Genomic DNA, 16,068 nt, shown 5'->3' with positions numbered 1-16,068 from the left:
AGGGATACCACTCGTCCCTGATTTTTTTTTATTTGAAAATACCAGTTACAAACCTGATAAACTACACTATATAATAGTTGAATATCCTTTCGAAATAGAGAGAAAACAGGGAGTGGACTGATATGAAATTTCATCAGGCAGCAGGATTCCTGCTCTTAACCTGTTTGGCCGTACTCGGCAATATGAGTGGATTGTCAATGAGTGTGGGAGCGGACTTTTTCTTTGGCAGTGTGTTCGTCTTCTTAATTCTGCGTTTTTACGGATTGTGGGCGGGGCTATTGGTGACCGTAGCGGCTAGTATCGGGCCAGCACTGATAAGCGGGCATCCGTACACCGCGCTCATCCATCTGTGTGAGACCTTGTTCGTCGGGATCTGTATGCGTGACCCGCGGACGCGCAACCTGATTGTGTCGGTGTCGATCTTTTGGATGATCGTGGGGATTCCGCTTGCCTATCTGTTCTATTATCACGTACTGGAATTTCCGTGGGTACTCACCAATCAACAGATGCTCAAGGATATGCTTGGCAGTATCGGGAATGCGACGGTGGCGTACCTGTTGATGCATCATCTGCCCTTGACCAGGTGGATGAAGCTTCCAAATCGAGTGCGTAGCAGTGGTCGGATTGGGCTGCGTCAGGTGTTTTTTGGCATTATGGTGTCGTTTGTGATTTTTCCTTCGATGTTTGCCACTCTGTATGAGGGGCGGGAAGAGAACCGCCTGATCGAGCAGCGGATTATCCATCAGATTCAGCAGAGTACGTGGGCGACGACTCAGTTTTTCCAGTATGGGGCAGATCTCCCGCTCAAGTCCTCTGAGATGGTAGCCGTGGTGATGGACGAGCATGGAAAAATGATCACCAGCCGCCTTACCTCAATGGAGGGGATGCAGGAGCTGGCGTTCGAAGAGCAGGGACGAGTGGAACAGGTTGACCTGAATATCTATCATTGGATGCCGGATGACGACCGCCCTGCTCTGATGAAATGGGCGGATTCAATCTATTACAGCAAGCAGACGATCCAAGGGAAAAGCGAACGCCCGTGGACGCTGTTCGTCAAAATCTCGATCCGGCCGTATCTGGAGGAGACTTACCAGAAGTATAACCGCTTTTTGCTGCTGTCGCTGATGGGGACATTCGGCACGATTCTGGCGGCTGGTCTTCTGAGCGGTTATATGAGCCGCATCTTCACCAATCTCCATGCAGCAACCGCCAATATTCCAGAGCGGGTGCAAAAGGAAGAGCAGATCGACTGGCCAGAGAGCAATGTACATGAGATGCACAGCTTGATCGGGAATATGAAGCAGATGACAGAAACGATCCAACTGCATATGCAGGAGGTCCAGTCAGAGCGTTCCCGCTTGGAGGAACTGATTCCCGAGATTCTAGATTCGGTGCACGATGTGGTCTGGTCGGTTACGCCTGATTTTGACCGGGTGCTCTACATCAGCCCGTCCGTCGAATCGGTATGGGGGATCTCACCCGAAGAGGTCGTGTTGGACCCAGCCTGCTGGCTCAAAAAAATTCATCCGGAAGACGAGGCCAAGGTGCTTGCGGTTATGTCAGAACTGCAAGAGACCGACCGGCTGAACATTAGTTTTCGCATCATCGGTCCAGCTGGTGAGGTCAAATGGATCTACTCCAAATCGAGAGTGATCCGTGACCAGAATCAGAAGCCGCTGCGTATTGTCGGCATCAACACCGATATGACTAAGGAAAAGGCGACCGAAGCCAAGATGCAGACGATGATGCGCGAGCTGTCCATCCTCAATGGCATTCTGGAGCAACGTGTCCAGGATGAAGTCCAGAAGAACCGGGAAAAAGACCATCTGCTGATCCACCAGTCCCGTTTTGCGGCGGTGGGCGAGATGATCGGACATATCGCCCATCAATGGAGACAGCCGCTCAACTCGATCGGTCTGATTATCCAGGATGTGAAGGAAGCCTATGAATACGGCGAAATCGATCAAGAGTATCTGGAAGAGTCGACCAGGGAAAGCATGCGCCTGATCAAGCATATGTCAGATACGATTGATGATTTCCGCAATTTTTTCAATCCGAATAAAGAAAAATACGTTCTCTCACCTGCTGAGATGGTACGGCGAGGCGTCTCGATCTTTAACCCTGAGATCAAGCACGGCGAGATCAATGTCACCTATGACATCCAGGACGACCTGCGTATCGTAGGCAATCCCAACGAGTTCAACCAAGTCCTGCTCAACTTTTTCCAGAATTCCAAGCAAGCCTTCCAAGAGCGCAAAACCCAGGAAAAAGAGATTCACATCGTCGGCTTTGAGTACTGCGGCCAAGTCGTGATCCAATTTGAGGATACCGCCGGCGGCATTCCCGAAGAGATCATCGGCAAGGTGTTTGACCCTTATTTCACGACCAAACAAGAGGGCACAGGCATCGGGCTCTACATGTGCAAAACCATCGTCGAAGAAAACCTTGGAGGGAAGATCGCCGCGACCAACACCGAGCGAGGGGCGTTATTGACGCTATTCTTGCCGATGTATCAGCCGGAGTCGGACGGTGAAGGTGAAGTTGCCAGAGAGAGTGTCGCTAAAATCTCTAGTTAGGGTCGTGCGTAATCTTGAGTCGTATCCAGATTAAGGTGCGGATGTATGGGTCGTTATCTCAAAATGCAGGCATGGCTAGAGGGAGTGTTATGGGGAAGAAAGTCTTGTGAGGAAGAAAAGAGATTGTTATGTATGAAGAGATGATTGGTAGAAAAGATCAGATAGATTGAGATGGAGGAGACGGATTGCTAGAAAAGTAGAAGTAGCGGTTCGTTTTCAGGAAGATCACTTTTGCCTGTTTTCCAGTTGCAGAGTTTTACTGAAAGAAGCTTTTCTGCTTTGTTATAAGTCAGCTGGCACAACCAGAGAGCGTGAGGATCATCTGTTTGTAAGGAGACCGGCTGAACGAAGTGAGGGAAAGGCGACTGGAAAACAGATGATCCTCACGCTCCTGCCGGAGCGACCTCTATAACCCAAAAAACGACTTCAATAAACCGACTACAAGCCAACTCAAAAAAGGAAGCCTCCTCTAACTCGGAAGCTTCCTTTTTTCTATCAATCGAGAAATTCTTTCTATCAAAATGAACGACCTAACTAGCCCGACTCGCCACAATCTCATCGGCAAACCGATTCAACCGCGCAAGCAATTCATCCAGATGCACCGGCTTTTTAATAAAATTATCCTCACCCAGCGCCCGAATCTGCTCCATAAACAGATCATCATCCTGTGCGGAGATGAACAGCAGGCGCGCATGCTGGTGGAACGCACGAATCTCCTTCGCCAGCTCCAGCCCATTCATCACAGGCATACGGATATCGGAGATCACGACATCAGGCAGATGCTCCCGATACATCTCCAGCCCGTCCTGTCCATTAGCCGCGACATAGACCTCCTGGACACGTCTGCGCAGGAAACGGGTGAACTGAAACCGGATGCTCTCATCATCTTCAACGAACAGGACCCGAATCGCTTTCATCGTGTTTTCCATGCTCATTACTCCTCTTCATCATCTGATGATATGAATTCTTGATGCGGTAGATACTTTTCAGAAAATGAATACTGTCCTTCCACAGATCCACATGGGAGCCTTCCCGGTCAACAATCGTGACAGGCAGCTGGAGGACACGGAAGTGAAATTGTTTGGCGACATACAGCATCTGCAAGTCGATCGCAAGACCTGTGCTCACTTCCAGATAGGGGAGGAGGTGGCGTGCCGCAACCGCGTTCATCACCTTCAAGCCAGTCTGAGAATCATTGACTCCGGCGGGGAGGAACCGCTTGGTTAGCAGGCGCTTGGCGAAGCTGACGAGCTTGCGGATCAGGCGGCGGTCCTCGTTATGATCCTTGGTGCCGATGACGAGGTCATAGTAGCCTTTGCCCAGGATGTTGAGCATGGTCGAGATATCCTCAATCGAGAACGAATTGTCCGCATCGACGAATACAAAGGTGTCGGCGTTGATTTGGCGCAGGCTTTCGATATAGGTACCCGCCTTGCGCGTGTTCTGCGTCAGAACGATAGACGAGTAGGACAAGAACTGCGGAATCATGTTGGTGCCAGACAGATAGCCTTGCGCGAACCGCTCGATAAGTCCTTGTGTATCGTCACTGCTGCCGTCATTGATCAGATAGACGGTGATGTGGCGGTAGCCATTGTCCATCAGAATCTGGAGATTACGCAAAAAGTGATCCACATGATGAAAACGCGACTCTTCATTAAATACAGGCACGATCACAGCGATCCGTGTGTGATGGGTCGGATACTCAGGATGCAGAATCCCCTCGACCGCCTCAAGCAGACGGTCATGATAGGAGATCTTCCAGTCCAGCACCTGCACCGGCCCATATCCATGAATCTCGGTAAAAAAATCCGTATGAAAAGGAAGATCAAAGTCCAACAAGACCAAGACGGGCAGACCCGGCTTATCCGTGCGCAATCGGTTGATGATCTGCTTGCTTTTCTTGGAGTCCATCAGATCAATAATCACCAATGCGTAGGGAGCCACCGAAATCTGCTCCACCTCCTCCCATGAGACGACGTCCGGCTGGTAAAAGTGCAAGATGGACGGATAAGGTATTTGGCGAGTATGGTCGCTCACGGCGAGAGCCTTGGATTGCATCGTGATCCTCCTTTCTCTTCTATGACTAGGTACTATGATTCTAGCAAAAAGACAGAAGGAGAGGAGTGGAAATGACATGAAAGGCCCAGAAACGGTCATCAAATGCAGGAACAGAGACAAAATACGCAGATTCCGACATTGATGCACAAAAAACGACATTTGATGACAAAAAAACAGGGGATCAGGGCATAGTGGTATTTTTGAAATCAAAAACTGATATGATTCTAGCAAATGAGTATCGCCGGGAAGGGGACAGTTTCATTGAAGAAAGTGCTGCAAAATGGCTTGCAAAAGTTTCAGCGTCCCCTGTTTTTGATGTTGGACATTGCGCTTAATGGTGTCAATTATTTCTTCCATATCTATACCTCGTGGCTGCTGCTGCCAGACGATTATGGCATGCTCAATACGGTGCTGTCGCTACTCTCGATCCTGTTCGTGTTGGGATTGTCGGTACAGACCTATACAGCCAGGGTGATTGCGGAAGAGGGGGGCGTCCATCAGCTGCGGAGCACGTTGACCGTCAGTGCGGTCGCAGCGGTGATCCTGATCGGTCTGTTTATCGCATCACAGCCGATGATCGTTCACCTGACGCGGATGAGTGCGATGTCACAGGGCTTGCTATTGCTGATTTTTGTAGTTCATCTGCTGTTGTGCGTGAACCGGGGGATTTTTCAGGGAGAGAAACGGTTTCTCCTGATCAATCTCAGCCTGTATACCGAGGTGCTGGTGAAAATGCTGGTGCTCCTGCTCTGGCTCAAAGCGAACCCGCATGTGGAGCAGGGCCTGATCGCTATCCTCGTGGGGATGATCGTCTCACTTGCGGTCGGAATCTATCAGAACCGTCAGCATCTCCCCAAGCTATTCCAATCCGAGACCAAAGGATTGGGGCTTGGTCAAGTGATGAAAGCCATCGGATTGATCTGTGTGGCTCAGTTCTTTTTCTACTTTTTCACTTCGGTTGATATGCTTGCAGTCAACTATTATCTGCCGCAAGAATCGGGGACGTATGCGGTGATCCTACGCTATTCCCAGTTGATGCTGTTCTTCTCGCTGAGTGTCATTACGCTGCTGGTGCCGATGTTAAGCGAAAAGAAGAGTGATCCGGTTTCGTTCAAGCGAAGTCTCAAGCTTGCACTCGGCGGGATGTTCGCGCTGTGTCTGGTGGCTGTGGCGGGGTATCGTCTGGTGCTTCCGTATACGGTCGAATGGATGTTTGGTCAGGCATACAGCGGCGGGAAGCCGTATCTGTACCTTGGTGCGATTGTATACAGCCTGTTTGTTCTGTCGCTGTTTTTGATCAACTTTAATATGATTCTCAATCGTTCCCGTCATCTGATCTATCTGTCTGCTGTGTCTGTGCTGATCACCGTGCTGCTCATGGTCTATCATCATAGCGTACCGGCCGTCCTGTATGTCCAGATGGTTGCCTATGCGGTACTGTTGACGGGACTCTTGCTCGACATCAAACGTTACTTGGGAGGATTCGATATGAAAAAGACGGGGTCAAAACGCACGGTATTACTGTTCCTCTCTTGGCGTGACATCCGCTCACCGCAGAAGGGCGGGGCAGAGGTCTTTACCCATGAGATGCTGAGCCGGATCGACCATGAGAAGTATGAGGTCATCCATTTTGCTCCACAATTCGAGGGACTGGCCGGGCAAGAAGTGATCGACGGTATCACCTACCTTCGCCGGGGCGGTATTTTGTCCGTGATCTGGCACGCGATGCAGTACTACCGGAAGAATCAGGACCGCATCGATTACGTGGTCGATCAGTGCAACACGCATCGGTTCCTCACCAGAGCATGGGTTCCTGCGAAGAAGCGGATCTTTTTCATCCATCAGCTCACCCGTGAGATCTGGTACCGCAATGCCGGATTCCCGATTAACTCGATTGGATATTGGACGGAGACACCATTGTTACAGCTTTCCAAACATGATCCTACCATTACGGTATCTAATTCCACTAAACAAGATTTAGTAAACATCGGTTTTCCATCGGAGAAGGTCACGATCCTCCCAGAAGGCATCGAGTTCACGCATTGGAAGCCGGAACAGTTCCTCGCCAAAGAAGCGGAGACGGTGTTCATGTACGTCGGGCGCTTTACCCAGTACAAAGGGATTGACGACACGATTGAAGCGTTCGCCCAGCTCAAACAGACCCGCTCGACCGCCTGCCTGTGGATCGTCGGCAAAAAAGACGAAGCCTACATGCAAAAGGTACTGATCCCGATCATGCAGCGCTATCAGCTCAGCTTCGGCGGGCCTGGTGAGGATGTAGATGTCTGCTTCCACGGGTTCGTCACCAGTGAACAAAAGCTGGAGCTGATGAGCCGCTCCCATGCCCTCGTCTTCCCGTCCCTGCGTGAAGGCTGGGGCCTGACGATCACCGAAGCCGCTGCTGTCGGTACACCAAGTATCGTCTACCACTCAGCCGGATTGGTCGATGCGGTCGATCAGGGGCGCGCTGGCTATCTCTGCCGGGAAAATACGGTGGCGGAGATCAAGCGCCTGATGGAGCAGGTCATGACAGATACAGAAGGCTATGCGCTGATGCGTCAGCAAGCCTATGAATTCTCGCTGAATTTCCACTGGGATCACACGTCAGCAAGCTTTGAAGCATTCATGCGCGGGCTGATGGGAGAAGCATCCACAACCATAGATTCTACTCCAGAGACAAAAGAGGTGAGTGCATAATGGCGAAAGTGGCCGTAATATTCTCTACCTATAACAGCGCTTCTTATGTCGAAGAGTGCTTAAGAAGCTGTCTGGAACAAAATGACCAAGACCTCGTGGTGATCGTCGCAGATGACGGCTCCACAGACAATACCATCCAAGTGATGCAGCAGGCGGCCCAAGGCTACACCAACTTTCACCTGATCCCGCTGCCGCATGGAGAACGCGGGATTGCCAGAGCGACCGCGATTGCACTGGCCAAGGAGCTTGCGGCGGAGTATCTGTACGTGATCGACTCGGACATGGTGATGCAGCCCAACCTGATCCGCGACTGCCTCAGCTATTTCGCCGAGAACCCGTCTGTCGGTGCCTTGATCATACCGGAGAAGGCCTATACCACCTATGACAACTACTTTTCCCACGTCAAGGTATTCGAGCGCAACATCATCAATAATGGCGGCGAAGAGGTAGGGCTCAACTCGATTGAGGCAGCCCGCTTCTGGCGTGTGAGCGAATACGAGAAATCAGGCGGCATCAGCGAAAAGCAGATTGCCTTTGAAGAGACACAGCCGACGATTCGCTATCTGGAGCTGGGCGGTGTGATCAAGAGAGCGACTTTTACAGGCGTTCTACATAATGAAAAGTATGTAACGCTTAAAAATATTCTGGAGAAGAAAAGATACTATTTCTCCGTGATGGACAAGACCTTAAATGAAGAGAAGCAAGGCTTTACCAAGGCGCTTTCCCGCTGGTACTTTTTCCGCTCGGTGCTGTATCGGCCAAGCAATCTCGTGGAGTATGTGAAGCATCCGCTTTTGACGGGTGGCATGTTCTTCATGTATGTAGCATTGACCTCTGTGGGGGTCTTTGAATTGGGCAAATCGATACTGAACAAAAGGTGAGTTCACGATGAGCAAGGGACATATCTTATTCGTTGATGATGATGAAACCGTGTTGTTTTTGCTGAAAAAATTGTTGCAGCAGGAAGAGTATGAGTGCCATTTCGCCCAGAGCGGAGAAGAGGCGCTTGATAAGCTGAGCCGTCTGCCGATCGACGTCCTGATCAGTGATATGCGGATGCCGGATATGGACGGATTCCAGCTGCTTTCGATTGTAAAAGAAAGACACCCGCTCGTGGTGCGGATTATCCTGTCCGGCTACCTGCAGGTACAGACGATTCTGGCGGTCATCAATCAGATCGGTGTGTACCGTTATCTGACCAAGCCGTTCATGGTCAATGAGGATACGAGACAGGTGCTCGTAGATGCGCTGAAAGAAGCCAGACGGTTAAAAAGGGAAACACCAGAGAGACAGACCCAAGCCTGACAGCCCAGATGACGCAAAAGAGAGGGGGAGACCAAATCATGAGCTTTGAACCAAGAAAAGTAGAACGCGAAAACTTTTTCTATACGTATCGCCATGATATTGCCTCCCTGCTGATTCTTTTTGCCATCATTGTGGCGATGGTAAGACCGCTTTTCTCAGCGGGGCATATCGTGTTTAGTGATATGGCGTTCGGATTCACATCTGAGCGGTATATGGAAGAGATATTTGGAGTATGGAACGAGAGATGGAGCACATCGACGCTGTTTAATGTGCCGCGTCTCTTGTTCATTTTGCCGTTCTATCTGCTGTCAGTTGCGTTCGGATACAGCGGGCCTGTGCTGATCAAAAGCTTCATCACGGCGCTTTTGCTGCTGTCTGCTTTTTCGATGTATTGGTTTACGAAGCGCTTGGTGAGTATCTACTTTTCCAAGCATTTTACATTTATCACGCTGTTTGGGATCATCACGGGGGCGCTGTTCTATGCGCTGAATCCGTGGGTGATCTATCGAATTCAGCATATTTATCTGCTGTGCGGCTACAGTCTGTTTCCGCTGGTGCTGATGTTCTTCTTCAATGCGTTCGACCCGAAGTTCCAGCGTCAGCTGATCCACGACTATGACGTATTGAAGCCGAAGCTGTATCGGCGCAATGTCGTCGATATGGCGTTGCTTAGTATCGTCTTCACGCTGTGTGCGGCGGCGATTCACTATTTCTTCTATGGCATGATCTATCTGGTCTTGCTCAGTGCGCTGATCATCATCAAGACGCTGATCACTGACAGCGGGCGTAAGTGGGGCAATGTGTGGAAAATCATGAAGCATTTTGCCATTCGCTATGTGGTGTTTGGCTTATTGTTTGGTCTGTACAGCTTCTATTGGCTGTCGATGTATGCAGGCAGTATCCTGTTCAAAGCACAGGCGTCCCAGCACAATATCAATGTGGTGGACACGCTGTCACTGTTTAGCCGTCACAGCTCGATTGAAAATGTGGTCTATCTGATCAGCTACTGGTGGCCGATGTTTCAGCTCAATACCTTGCCCGTTACTTTCTGGATCGGCGGTGGGGTGCTGCTGTTGGCGATTCTGTATGCGATGGTGTTCCGTGCGTACCGCAACCCGATCATCCTGTTCTTTACTTTGTCCGCGATTGTCTTCATCGTGCTTGCGACAGGGGTCACCTATTCGGCGGTAGCAGACTGGTTCGTCCTCATCGTGACCAAGACACCGCTGATCGGCCCGGTATTTCGCGATCCCAACAAGTTCGGCGGGTTGCTCGCGGTCAACTTCGGGGTGCTCTTGTCGTTCGGGGTGGTTCATTTTCTGCAATCGCTCAAGAACAATATCTATCACCGCCTGATCAAATACGCATCGGTCTTAGCGATCGTCGTCTGCTTCTGGATGTACATCCTGCCGTTCCATCAGCATTTTATCGCGGGCTTCTACAAGCCGGTGCCGATCCCAGAGGAGTATCTCGACGTGCAGGATCACATGATCGAAAAAGAGCGCTTCGACAGCCGTGTACTCTATTTCCCGATCGCGGATAATATGATCCAGAGCTACACCGGGGTGGCGACACCGTCGTGGAATCAGAACCCCGACCCATACGGCATCCACAAAGCGACAGGCGATGTGCATGTCTATACCTCGCAGAAGAATACGATCTTCCATCATGAGGGGAATTCACTTAGTATTGGATATTATATGAACTTCCTGCAATACCTGATGGACAAAGGACAGAGTAACAACCTCGCCGAGCTGTTCAGCGCCTTCGGAATCAATGAACTCTCGTATCACAAGGAATACAAAGGCCAGGAGATCCGGCAAAAGTTCCACGAGCAGCTGCTCGACAGCCAAGACGGCTGGGACAAGCACTACGAGAACCCGATCTTCCAGCTGTATGCACTACAGGAATCTCTGCGCCGTCCGTATATCCAGCAGGTTCCGCACAAGATCTTCAGCCCGTACGGCTATTCGCGGATGGAGAGCTACAACAATCTGCCGAACTACCAGTTCAACGACTATGGGGTGATCTTCACCACGCTGGATGAGACCCCCTACCTGCATCTGGTAGACAAGGCTGACTATATCGAAGTGAACCGCAAGATGGATCTGCTGCTCTCCAATCTGCCAAAAGACAACCTCGTCCTCCCGTTCGAGGCGATCGAGGACGGCAATCCGTTTCTCAAATGGTCCAAGACTCTGGTCAAAAACAGCGATTGGCTCTGGTTCTTAAGCTCGCAGAACATCAAGAATTTCCCGTTTGACTTCGATTACGGAGCGGGGGTGGGTGTCACATTCGCCCCGAACAAGCTAGATGTGCTGCCGTACAAGATGAAAGAGATGAAGGGCGATCTGATCGTCGACTTCGATACCCTGTTACGCAAGGAAAAATTCTTCGTGCCTGACAACGAGGAGCTATTCACCGTCGAAGCCAACCCGCGCGGCCCTGCCAATAATATCTCGACGCTGCACGGGGAGATCGTCCGGGGAGACCCGAAAAATATCTGGCAGGTCGCCAAGTCAGGTCTGCTTGACGCCAAGGAAAACAACCCGTATCAATTCTCGATTACCGTATCGGGGCGCGGAACCAACAAGCTCCACCTCAAAGTGATCTTTTTCGATGAGCAGATGAAGGAGCTGGGTACCAGTTATGTGGTGGCGCCGACAGAAGAATCCAATTTTGACGCGCTGGAGTTCTACGGCGAATATGTCTCGCCAAAAGGCTCCAAGTACATGCGGATCGATCTCTTGTCCTACCAAAAGCCAGTGGAGAAGACCTACTGGTGGATTCACGACATGAAGCTCTACGATCTGGAGAAGTACCGCAAGCCCAACACCTTCACGATGTATAAGAAGTTCGAAAAAGAAACCAAGGCGCACGTCTACATCCGCACCTTCAAGAGCCAAAAGGGCGGGGAGCTGAAGGTGACGCTTCCCGACAGCCAGACCGCCACGGTTGATACCAAGGAAGAGACGCTCAACCAATTCGTCTGGGACGACCTGGGCGTGCATACTTTCGCTGAGGGTGAACAGCCGATCACGGTAGAGAATCTGGAGGGCTTCAACGGGGTGAACCTGCTTGCGGTTGTGCCAGTTGATGAATACGACAAGCAGATGAAGGTGATCGACGACGCTGTGCAGACGGCCAAGGTATTTGCCGTACTGGAAGCAGAGAACGACTTCGAGAAAAGCAGCGGCTTGCAGACCGAGCGTGCCTTCCCTAAGCTGAGCTATGGCAAGGGGATCAGCCTCCAGCAAGGCTCACTTACCCGTGATCTCGATATCGTCAAGGATGCCAGCTACACACTCGCCCTACAGGCCAACGCAATTCCTGCACATAACGGCTCGATCAAGGTGACGCTAACCAACCAAGAGACCGGACAGAAGCTCTCGTACCCGATCTCCTCCCAGTCGTTTAAGCAAAAGGCCGACACCTCGCAGGTCGTGATCGACTACAATCTTTTCCGTGATACGTTCCCGCAGGAGTTCAGGGAATTGCCCGGTTATTTTGACCATACCAATACGATTGAGCTCAAGGACATCCCCTTGACCAAAGGGGCTTACCAGCTGGAGATTGCGGTGGACAGCCGTGTGCCATCAGTCAGTACGTTTGCCGACCTGCATCGCTTAGACCCGAGTGAAATCAAAGCAGATCCTGCACCCGCAACAGGCGATCCGGTCGATCAAGATTGCTGTGAATGCGTCAAGAATGATCCGAACCTGTTGCGTCAGCACAATGCAGGCGACCTGTTCACCATCACCTATCCACCAAGCTGTTCCTGCGACTGGTTCATCACCGCATCCAAAAAAATTCCGGTTCAGCCGGATGACGAGTACCTGTTCCATGCCGATGCCGTCTCCCAAAACATCCGCAAGCGTCATATGAAGATCGTCTTCTTGAATGAACACCAAGAGATCGTCGACACCACGTATATCAATGACGTAGAGGAAAAGGACAAAGACCGCTGGAACACCTACGAGCAGATCATCCGCGTCCCGCAAAAAGCTAAGACGATGCAGGTGCATATCCTCGCGCGCGGTCACCAAAGTGAATCCGGCAAGCTGGAGATCAAAAACTACAGCCTCATTCCATACAAAGAAATGATCATGATCGACCAAGTGGCACTGGTAGAAGGGGGCGGCCTCTCCGATTTCTTCCCAGCCACCAGTAAGCATATGCCTGTTGGCTATGAGCGCGTCGACACGATGAAACGTGTCTTTACCGTAGAAAACCCTGCAAAAGAGCGCATTCTGCTGAGTGTCAATGAGTCACCGAATCCACTGTGGGAGATGACCTTTGGCGATAAACAACGCGGTACGCTCGTCGTCAACGGTGTTACGACTGGCTATATCACCAACCAAGATGGAGCAGGGGAGATCTCCATCGTTCTGCGCAAGATTTACTACGGCGGATTCCTCGTTCTGCTCGCAGGCTTTGCGGTCACCTACTGGCTGTACCGCTATGTGGGGCCGACCAGACGGATTCGCAAAAGGGGCAGCAAGAAGAAGTCCAAGACAACAGGAACCGCACACGAACATTCCATCGGATTAGACGCGTAGGAGGAGAACATCATGTCAGATGTGTTAGACCTGGATCGTTTGGAGCAATTGAGAAGCTGGGTGGAGACCAGTAAGGAAGATGAGGGAGCATTCGCCGAGCTGATGGAACTCTATCTCAAGAACAGCGCCACCTATATCGACAAAATCAAGCAGGCCGCCGACGATAACGACCTGACCCAGGTAGGCGAACAGGCTCACAAGCTGAAAGGGACCAGCCTCAACTTCGGTGCCAGCCAGATCGCCAAGCTAAGCGAGACCATCGAGCTGCAGATGCAGCAGGAGACAGATGGCGCAGAGGCAAGAGATGGGGAGGAGCTCAGTTGGCGGGAAGCCGTCCGTCAGCTGGATTCACTCTATGACCAGACCAAGACAGCTTTGCTTGCCCTGATTCAATAAGAGCTCACGATCAGCCTCCAATCAAAAAAAGCCTCGACACATAAAAACAAGCCTTGAGCGTCCGGTAACGGTACCGCTTAGGGCTTGTTTTTATGTGTCGAGGCTGGCATCAATCAGCTCGATGATCTCATTGAGTTTATTTTTGGAGATGTAGGCATGCTTGTCAGAGTGGCGGAAATGCACGGTATTGGTCTCGCCAAATGGAGTGATCTTCTCCACATGCTCCGAGTTGATGATATACGACCGGTGACATTGCAGAAAACCAGGCCCCAGCCTGTTGATAATCGATCCAAGCGTCTCATTCATCTCATAGATATTATTGGCGGTGTGCAGCATCGCCTTGCGTCCAAGCTTTTCGATATAGAGAATATCGGATTGCGGGACGAAGTGGTAAGACCCTTCTGAGCGGATGAAAAAGTGCTTGGCTTTTGCCTTTTCTTTCTCAGTCGGGGCCGTATGTGCCACTGTGGATTCCAAGGCCATCTGCTGAACCATCCCCTGTGACAGAATCGCCTGCCGCGCCCGCTCTGTCGCACGGAAGAGACGAGGCTGTTCGACGGGCTTGACGACATAATCGACCGCCGAGATATCAAAGGCATCGACGGCATAGTGGACATAAGCCGTGATGAAGATGACTTTGAGCTTGGGCTGCAGCTTGATGCACTCGTGCACCGCTTTCATACCGTCCATCCGGGGCATGCTGATATCCACATAGATCAGGTGCGGCTGCTCCATAATCACCTGACGGATCAGCTCCTCACCGTCTGCCGCTTCTCCCACGATATGGATGCCAGGACAATTCCGCAGCATCTTATGCAGGATCGCCCGGCTTAGTTCATCGTCGTCTGCAATGACTGCGCGAATCTCTTCCATTAGGATGTTTCACCTCGTTTTCTACTACCCTTTATTTTTTCACCACACATTATCTTAGCCAGAAAGAGGTATGGGTTGTCAAGTATATATTAGTAGGAAATAAAGGGGGCTTTTGTTTGGAGGTGGCTCCGGTAGGAGCGTGAGGAGCATCTGTTTTCCAGTCGCCTTTCCCTCACTTCGTTCAGCCGGTCTCCTTACAAACAGATGCTCCTCACGCTCTGGCTGGGTAGCCAGCTTTCAATACAAAAGAGAGGGGAGCATAGAAGAGCTGGAGGAATCGCTGCTTTATACCTAGAGATATCCTAATAGATAGAAGGATGTGGTATTATTTTGGAAAAGATGAACGAATATTGTCGAGGTGAACGGTTATTTCACAGATAGGGATTGAGATGTTTCCAGCGAAGAACGGGGATTGTTTTTTGATTCGCTGCTTGGGCGAGACGAATACGAATATTCTGGTGGATTTGGCTTATCCGAGTACGTATCGGGAGCATGTGAAGCCGAGGCTGCAGGAGTTACATAACAATGGGGAAAAGCTTGATCTGGTGGTGTTTACCCATGTGGATCAAGATCATATACAGGGTGGGATTACGTTTTTTAGTGAGAATGGGGAGAGTGGGAAGGCGACGGTAATCGAGATTGGGGAGGTTTGGCATAATAGTTATCGGCATTTGGGGGTTGCGGACTCCGAGGGAAAGTTAGATGAGAATCAACGGTTACAGGTACAGAGGCAATCCCGCTATCTGGAAAAGGACGATGAAGCCAGTTCCAGTACGGTGAGCGGTAAACAAGGGACAAGGCTTGGGGCGTTGCTGTATCAGCATGGGTATCGGTGGAATCAGAGTTTTGGTGGGAAAGCTGTAGGATTTGGGACCGAGCCTGTGAAGATCGGGGAAGTGACGATTACGGTGCTTTCACCGACACAAGCACAACTCGTTGCTTTGCGGAAAAGGTGGAAAAAAGAGCTTACTAGCATATTTTCGGATATTCCATTGACTGAGGATGAAGTGTTTGACGATGCGGTGGAGTTTCTTTCTCACTATATGAAGCCAAAGGGGATTCCAAATGCGGCGAAAAAGGTGTCGGGTGTGAGTAGCTTAAAAGCATTGGCAGAGTCGGAGTTTGCTGAAGACCCTGATGAGATCAATGGGAGTTCGATTACGTTTATTTTGGAGTATAGGGGTATGAAAGTGTTGTTTTTGGGGGATGCACCGCCAACGTTGATTGAGCAGCAATTGCGGGAGGTTTTTCCTGAGGATGAGTTTCCGATTCATTTTGATGCGGTGAAGGTGTCGCATCATGGGAGTAAGAACAATACGAGTAGGGAGTTACTAGCTTGTATTGATTCTCCGCACTATTTTGTATCTACTGATGGGAAAATTCATGGGCATCCTGATCCCGAAGCGTTGGCGCGGATTGTGGTTAGGGAGACGAATGAGGCTGTGCTTATGCGTAACTTATATATGACTTACCCGACAACTGGGGCTAAAGCGGTTGATCGGGATGATTGGAAGAAGGAGTTTGCTTATGAGCTTGTAGTACCTGAGAGTGAAAAGAGTGTCGTTATCACGTTGGAAAAGACAGAGTAAAGCGAGGAAGCCGGA

10 protein-coding genes are annotated in these 16,068 nt (G+C 50.6%); 7 read left to right on the top strand and 3 right to left on the bottom strand.

Translation table 11 applies throughout. The annotated features are described in order from the left end of the window. Positions 1-122 precede the first annotated feature (122 nt). Positions 123-2,576: a PAS domain-containing sensor histidine kinase gene (locus FGI41_RS03530; RefSeq protein ID WP_139488575.1), complete on the top strand. Its 2,454-nt coding sequence runs from the start codon at positions 123-125 to the stop codon at positions 2,574-2,576. Positions 2,577-3,106: 530 nt separating this feature from the next. Here the strand turns inward: FGI41_RS03530 and FGI41_RS03525 are convergent. Both FGI41_RS03525 and FGI41_RS03520 read right to left on the bottom strand, forming a co-directional pair. Then, the gene (locus tag FGI41_RS03525) at positions 3,107-3,505 is read right to left on the bottom strand and encodes a response regulator transcription factor (RefSeq protein WP_176560106.1); all 399 of its coding nucleotides are present in this window, start codon (positions 3,503-3,505) and stop codon (positions 3,107-3,109) included. Continuing rightward, positions 3,465-4,634, bottom strand: a complete 1,170-nt coding sequence (locus FGI41_RS03520; protein ID WP_176560105.1) for a glycosyltransferase — start codon at positions 4,632-4,634, stop codon at positions 3,465-3,467. Before FGI41_RS03520 ends, FGI41_RS03525 begins: the two co-directional genes overlap by 41 nt. Positions 4,635-4,904: 270 nt before the next feature. Between FGI41_RS03520 and FGI41_RS25360 the strand changes: the two genes are divergently transcribed. From FGI41_RS25360 to FGI41_RS03495, 5 genes are read left to right on the top strand one after another with little or no spacing between them, the layout of a single operon-like run. Next, on the top strand, positions 4,905-7,331 hold the full coding sequence (locus tag FGI41_RS25360; protein WP_255298342.1) for a glycosyltransferase: 2,427 nt from the start codon (positions 4,905-4,907) through the stop codon (positions 7,329-7,331). Continuing rightward, positions 7,331-8,212, top strand: coding sequence for a glycosyltransferase family 2 protein (locus tag FGI41_RS03510; protein ID WP_218015217.1), 882 nt, complete (start codon positions 7,331-7,333; stop codon positions 8,210-8,212). Before FGI41_RS25360 ends, FGI41_RS03510 begins: the two co-directional genes overlap by 1 nt. A 7-nt stretch (positions 8,213-8,219) precedes the next feature. Continuing rightward, on the top strand, positions 8,220-8,636 hold the full coding sequence (locus tag FGI41_RS03505; RefSeq protein ID WP_139488571.1) for a response regulator: 417 nt from the start codon (positions 8,220-8,222) through the stop codon (positions 8,634-8,636). A 38-nt stretch (positions 8,637-8,674) separates the two neighbouring features. Next, positions 8,675-13,195, top strand: coding sequence for a putative glycosyltransferase family protein (locus FGI41_RS03500; RefSeq protein ID WP_176560104.1), 4,521 nt, complete (start codon positions 8,675-8,677; stop codon positions 13,193-13,195). A 12-nt stretch (positions 13,196-13,207) separates the two neighbouring features. Continuing rightward, positions 13,208-13,591, top strand: coding sequence for an Hpt domain-containing protein (locus FGI41_RS03495; protein WP_139488570.1), 384 nt, complete (start codon positions 13,208-13,210; stop codon positions 13,589-13,591). 90 nt (positions 13,592-13,681) lie between these two features. On the opposite strand, the gene FGI41_RS03490 is transcribed toward FGI41_RS03495, so the two are convergent. After that, entirely contained in the window at positions 13,682-14,464 is a 783-nt protein-coding gene (locus tag FGI41_RS03490) for a LytR/AlgR family response regulator transcription factor (RefSeq protein ID WP_139488569.1), read from the bottom strand. Between the two features lie 389 nt (positions 14,465-14,853). On the opposite strand from FGI41_RS03490, the gene FGI41_RS03485 reads away from it, so the two are divergent. After that, complete coding sequence (locus FGI41_RS03485; protein WP_368656550.1) at positions 14,854-16,053, top strand: MBL fold metallo-hydrolase; 1,200 nt, start codon at positions 14,854-14,856, stop codon at positions 16,051-16,053. The last annotated feature ends 15 nt before the right edge of the window (positions 16,054-16,068 follow it).

The sequence above is a fragment of the Brevibacillus dissolubilis genome, assembly GCF_006170445.1.
Taxonomy (GTDB): domain Bacteria; phylum Bacillota; class Bacilli; order Brevibacillales; family Brevibacillaceae; genus Brevibacillus_B; species Brevibacillus_B dissolubilis.
Note: the sequence above shows the minus strand (reverse complement) of the source record. Positions and strands in the feature narration are given on the sequence as shown.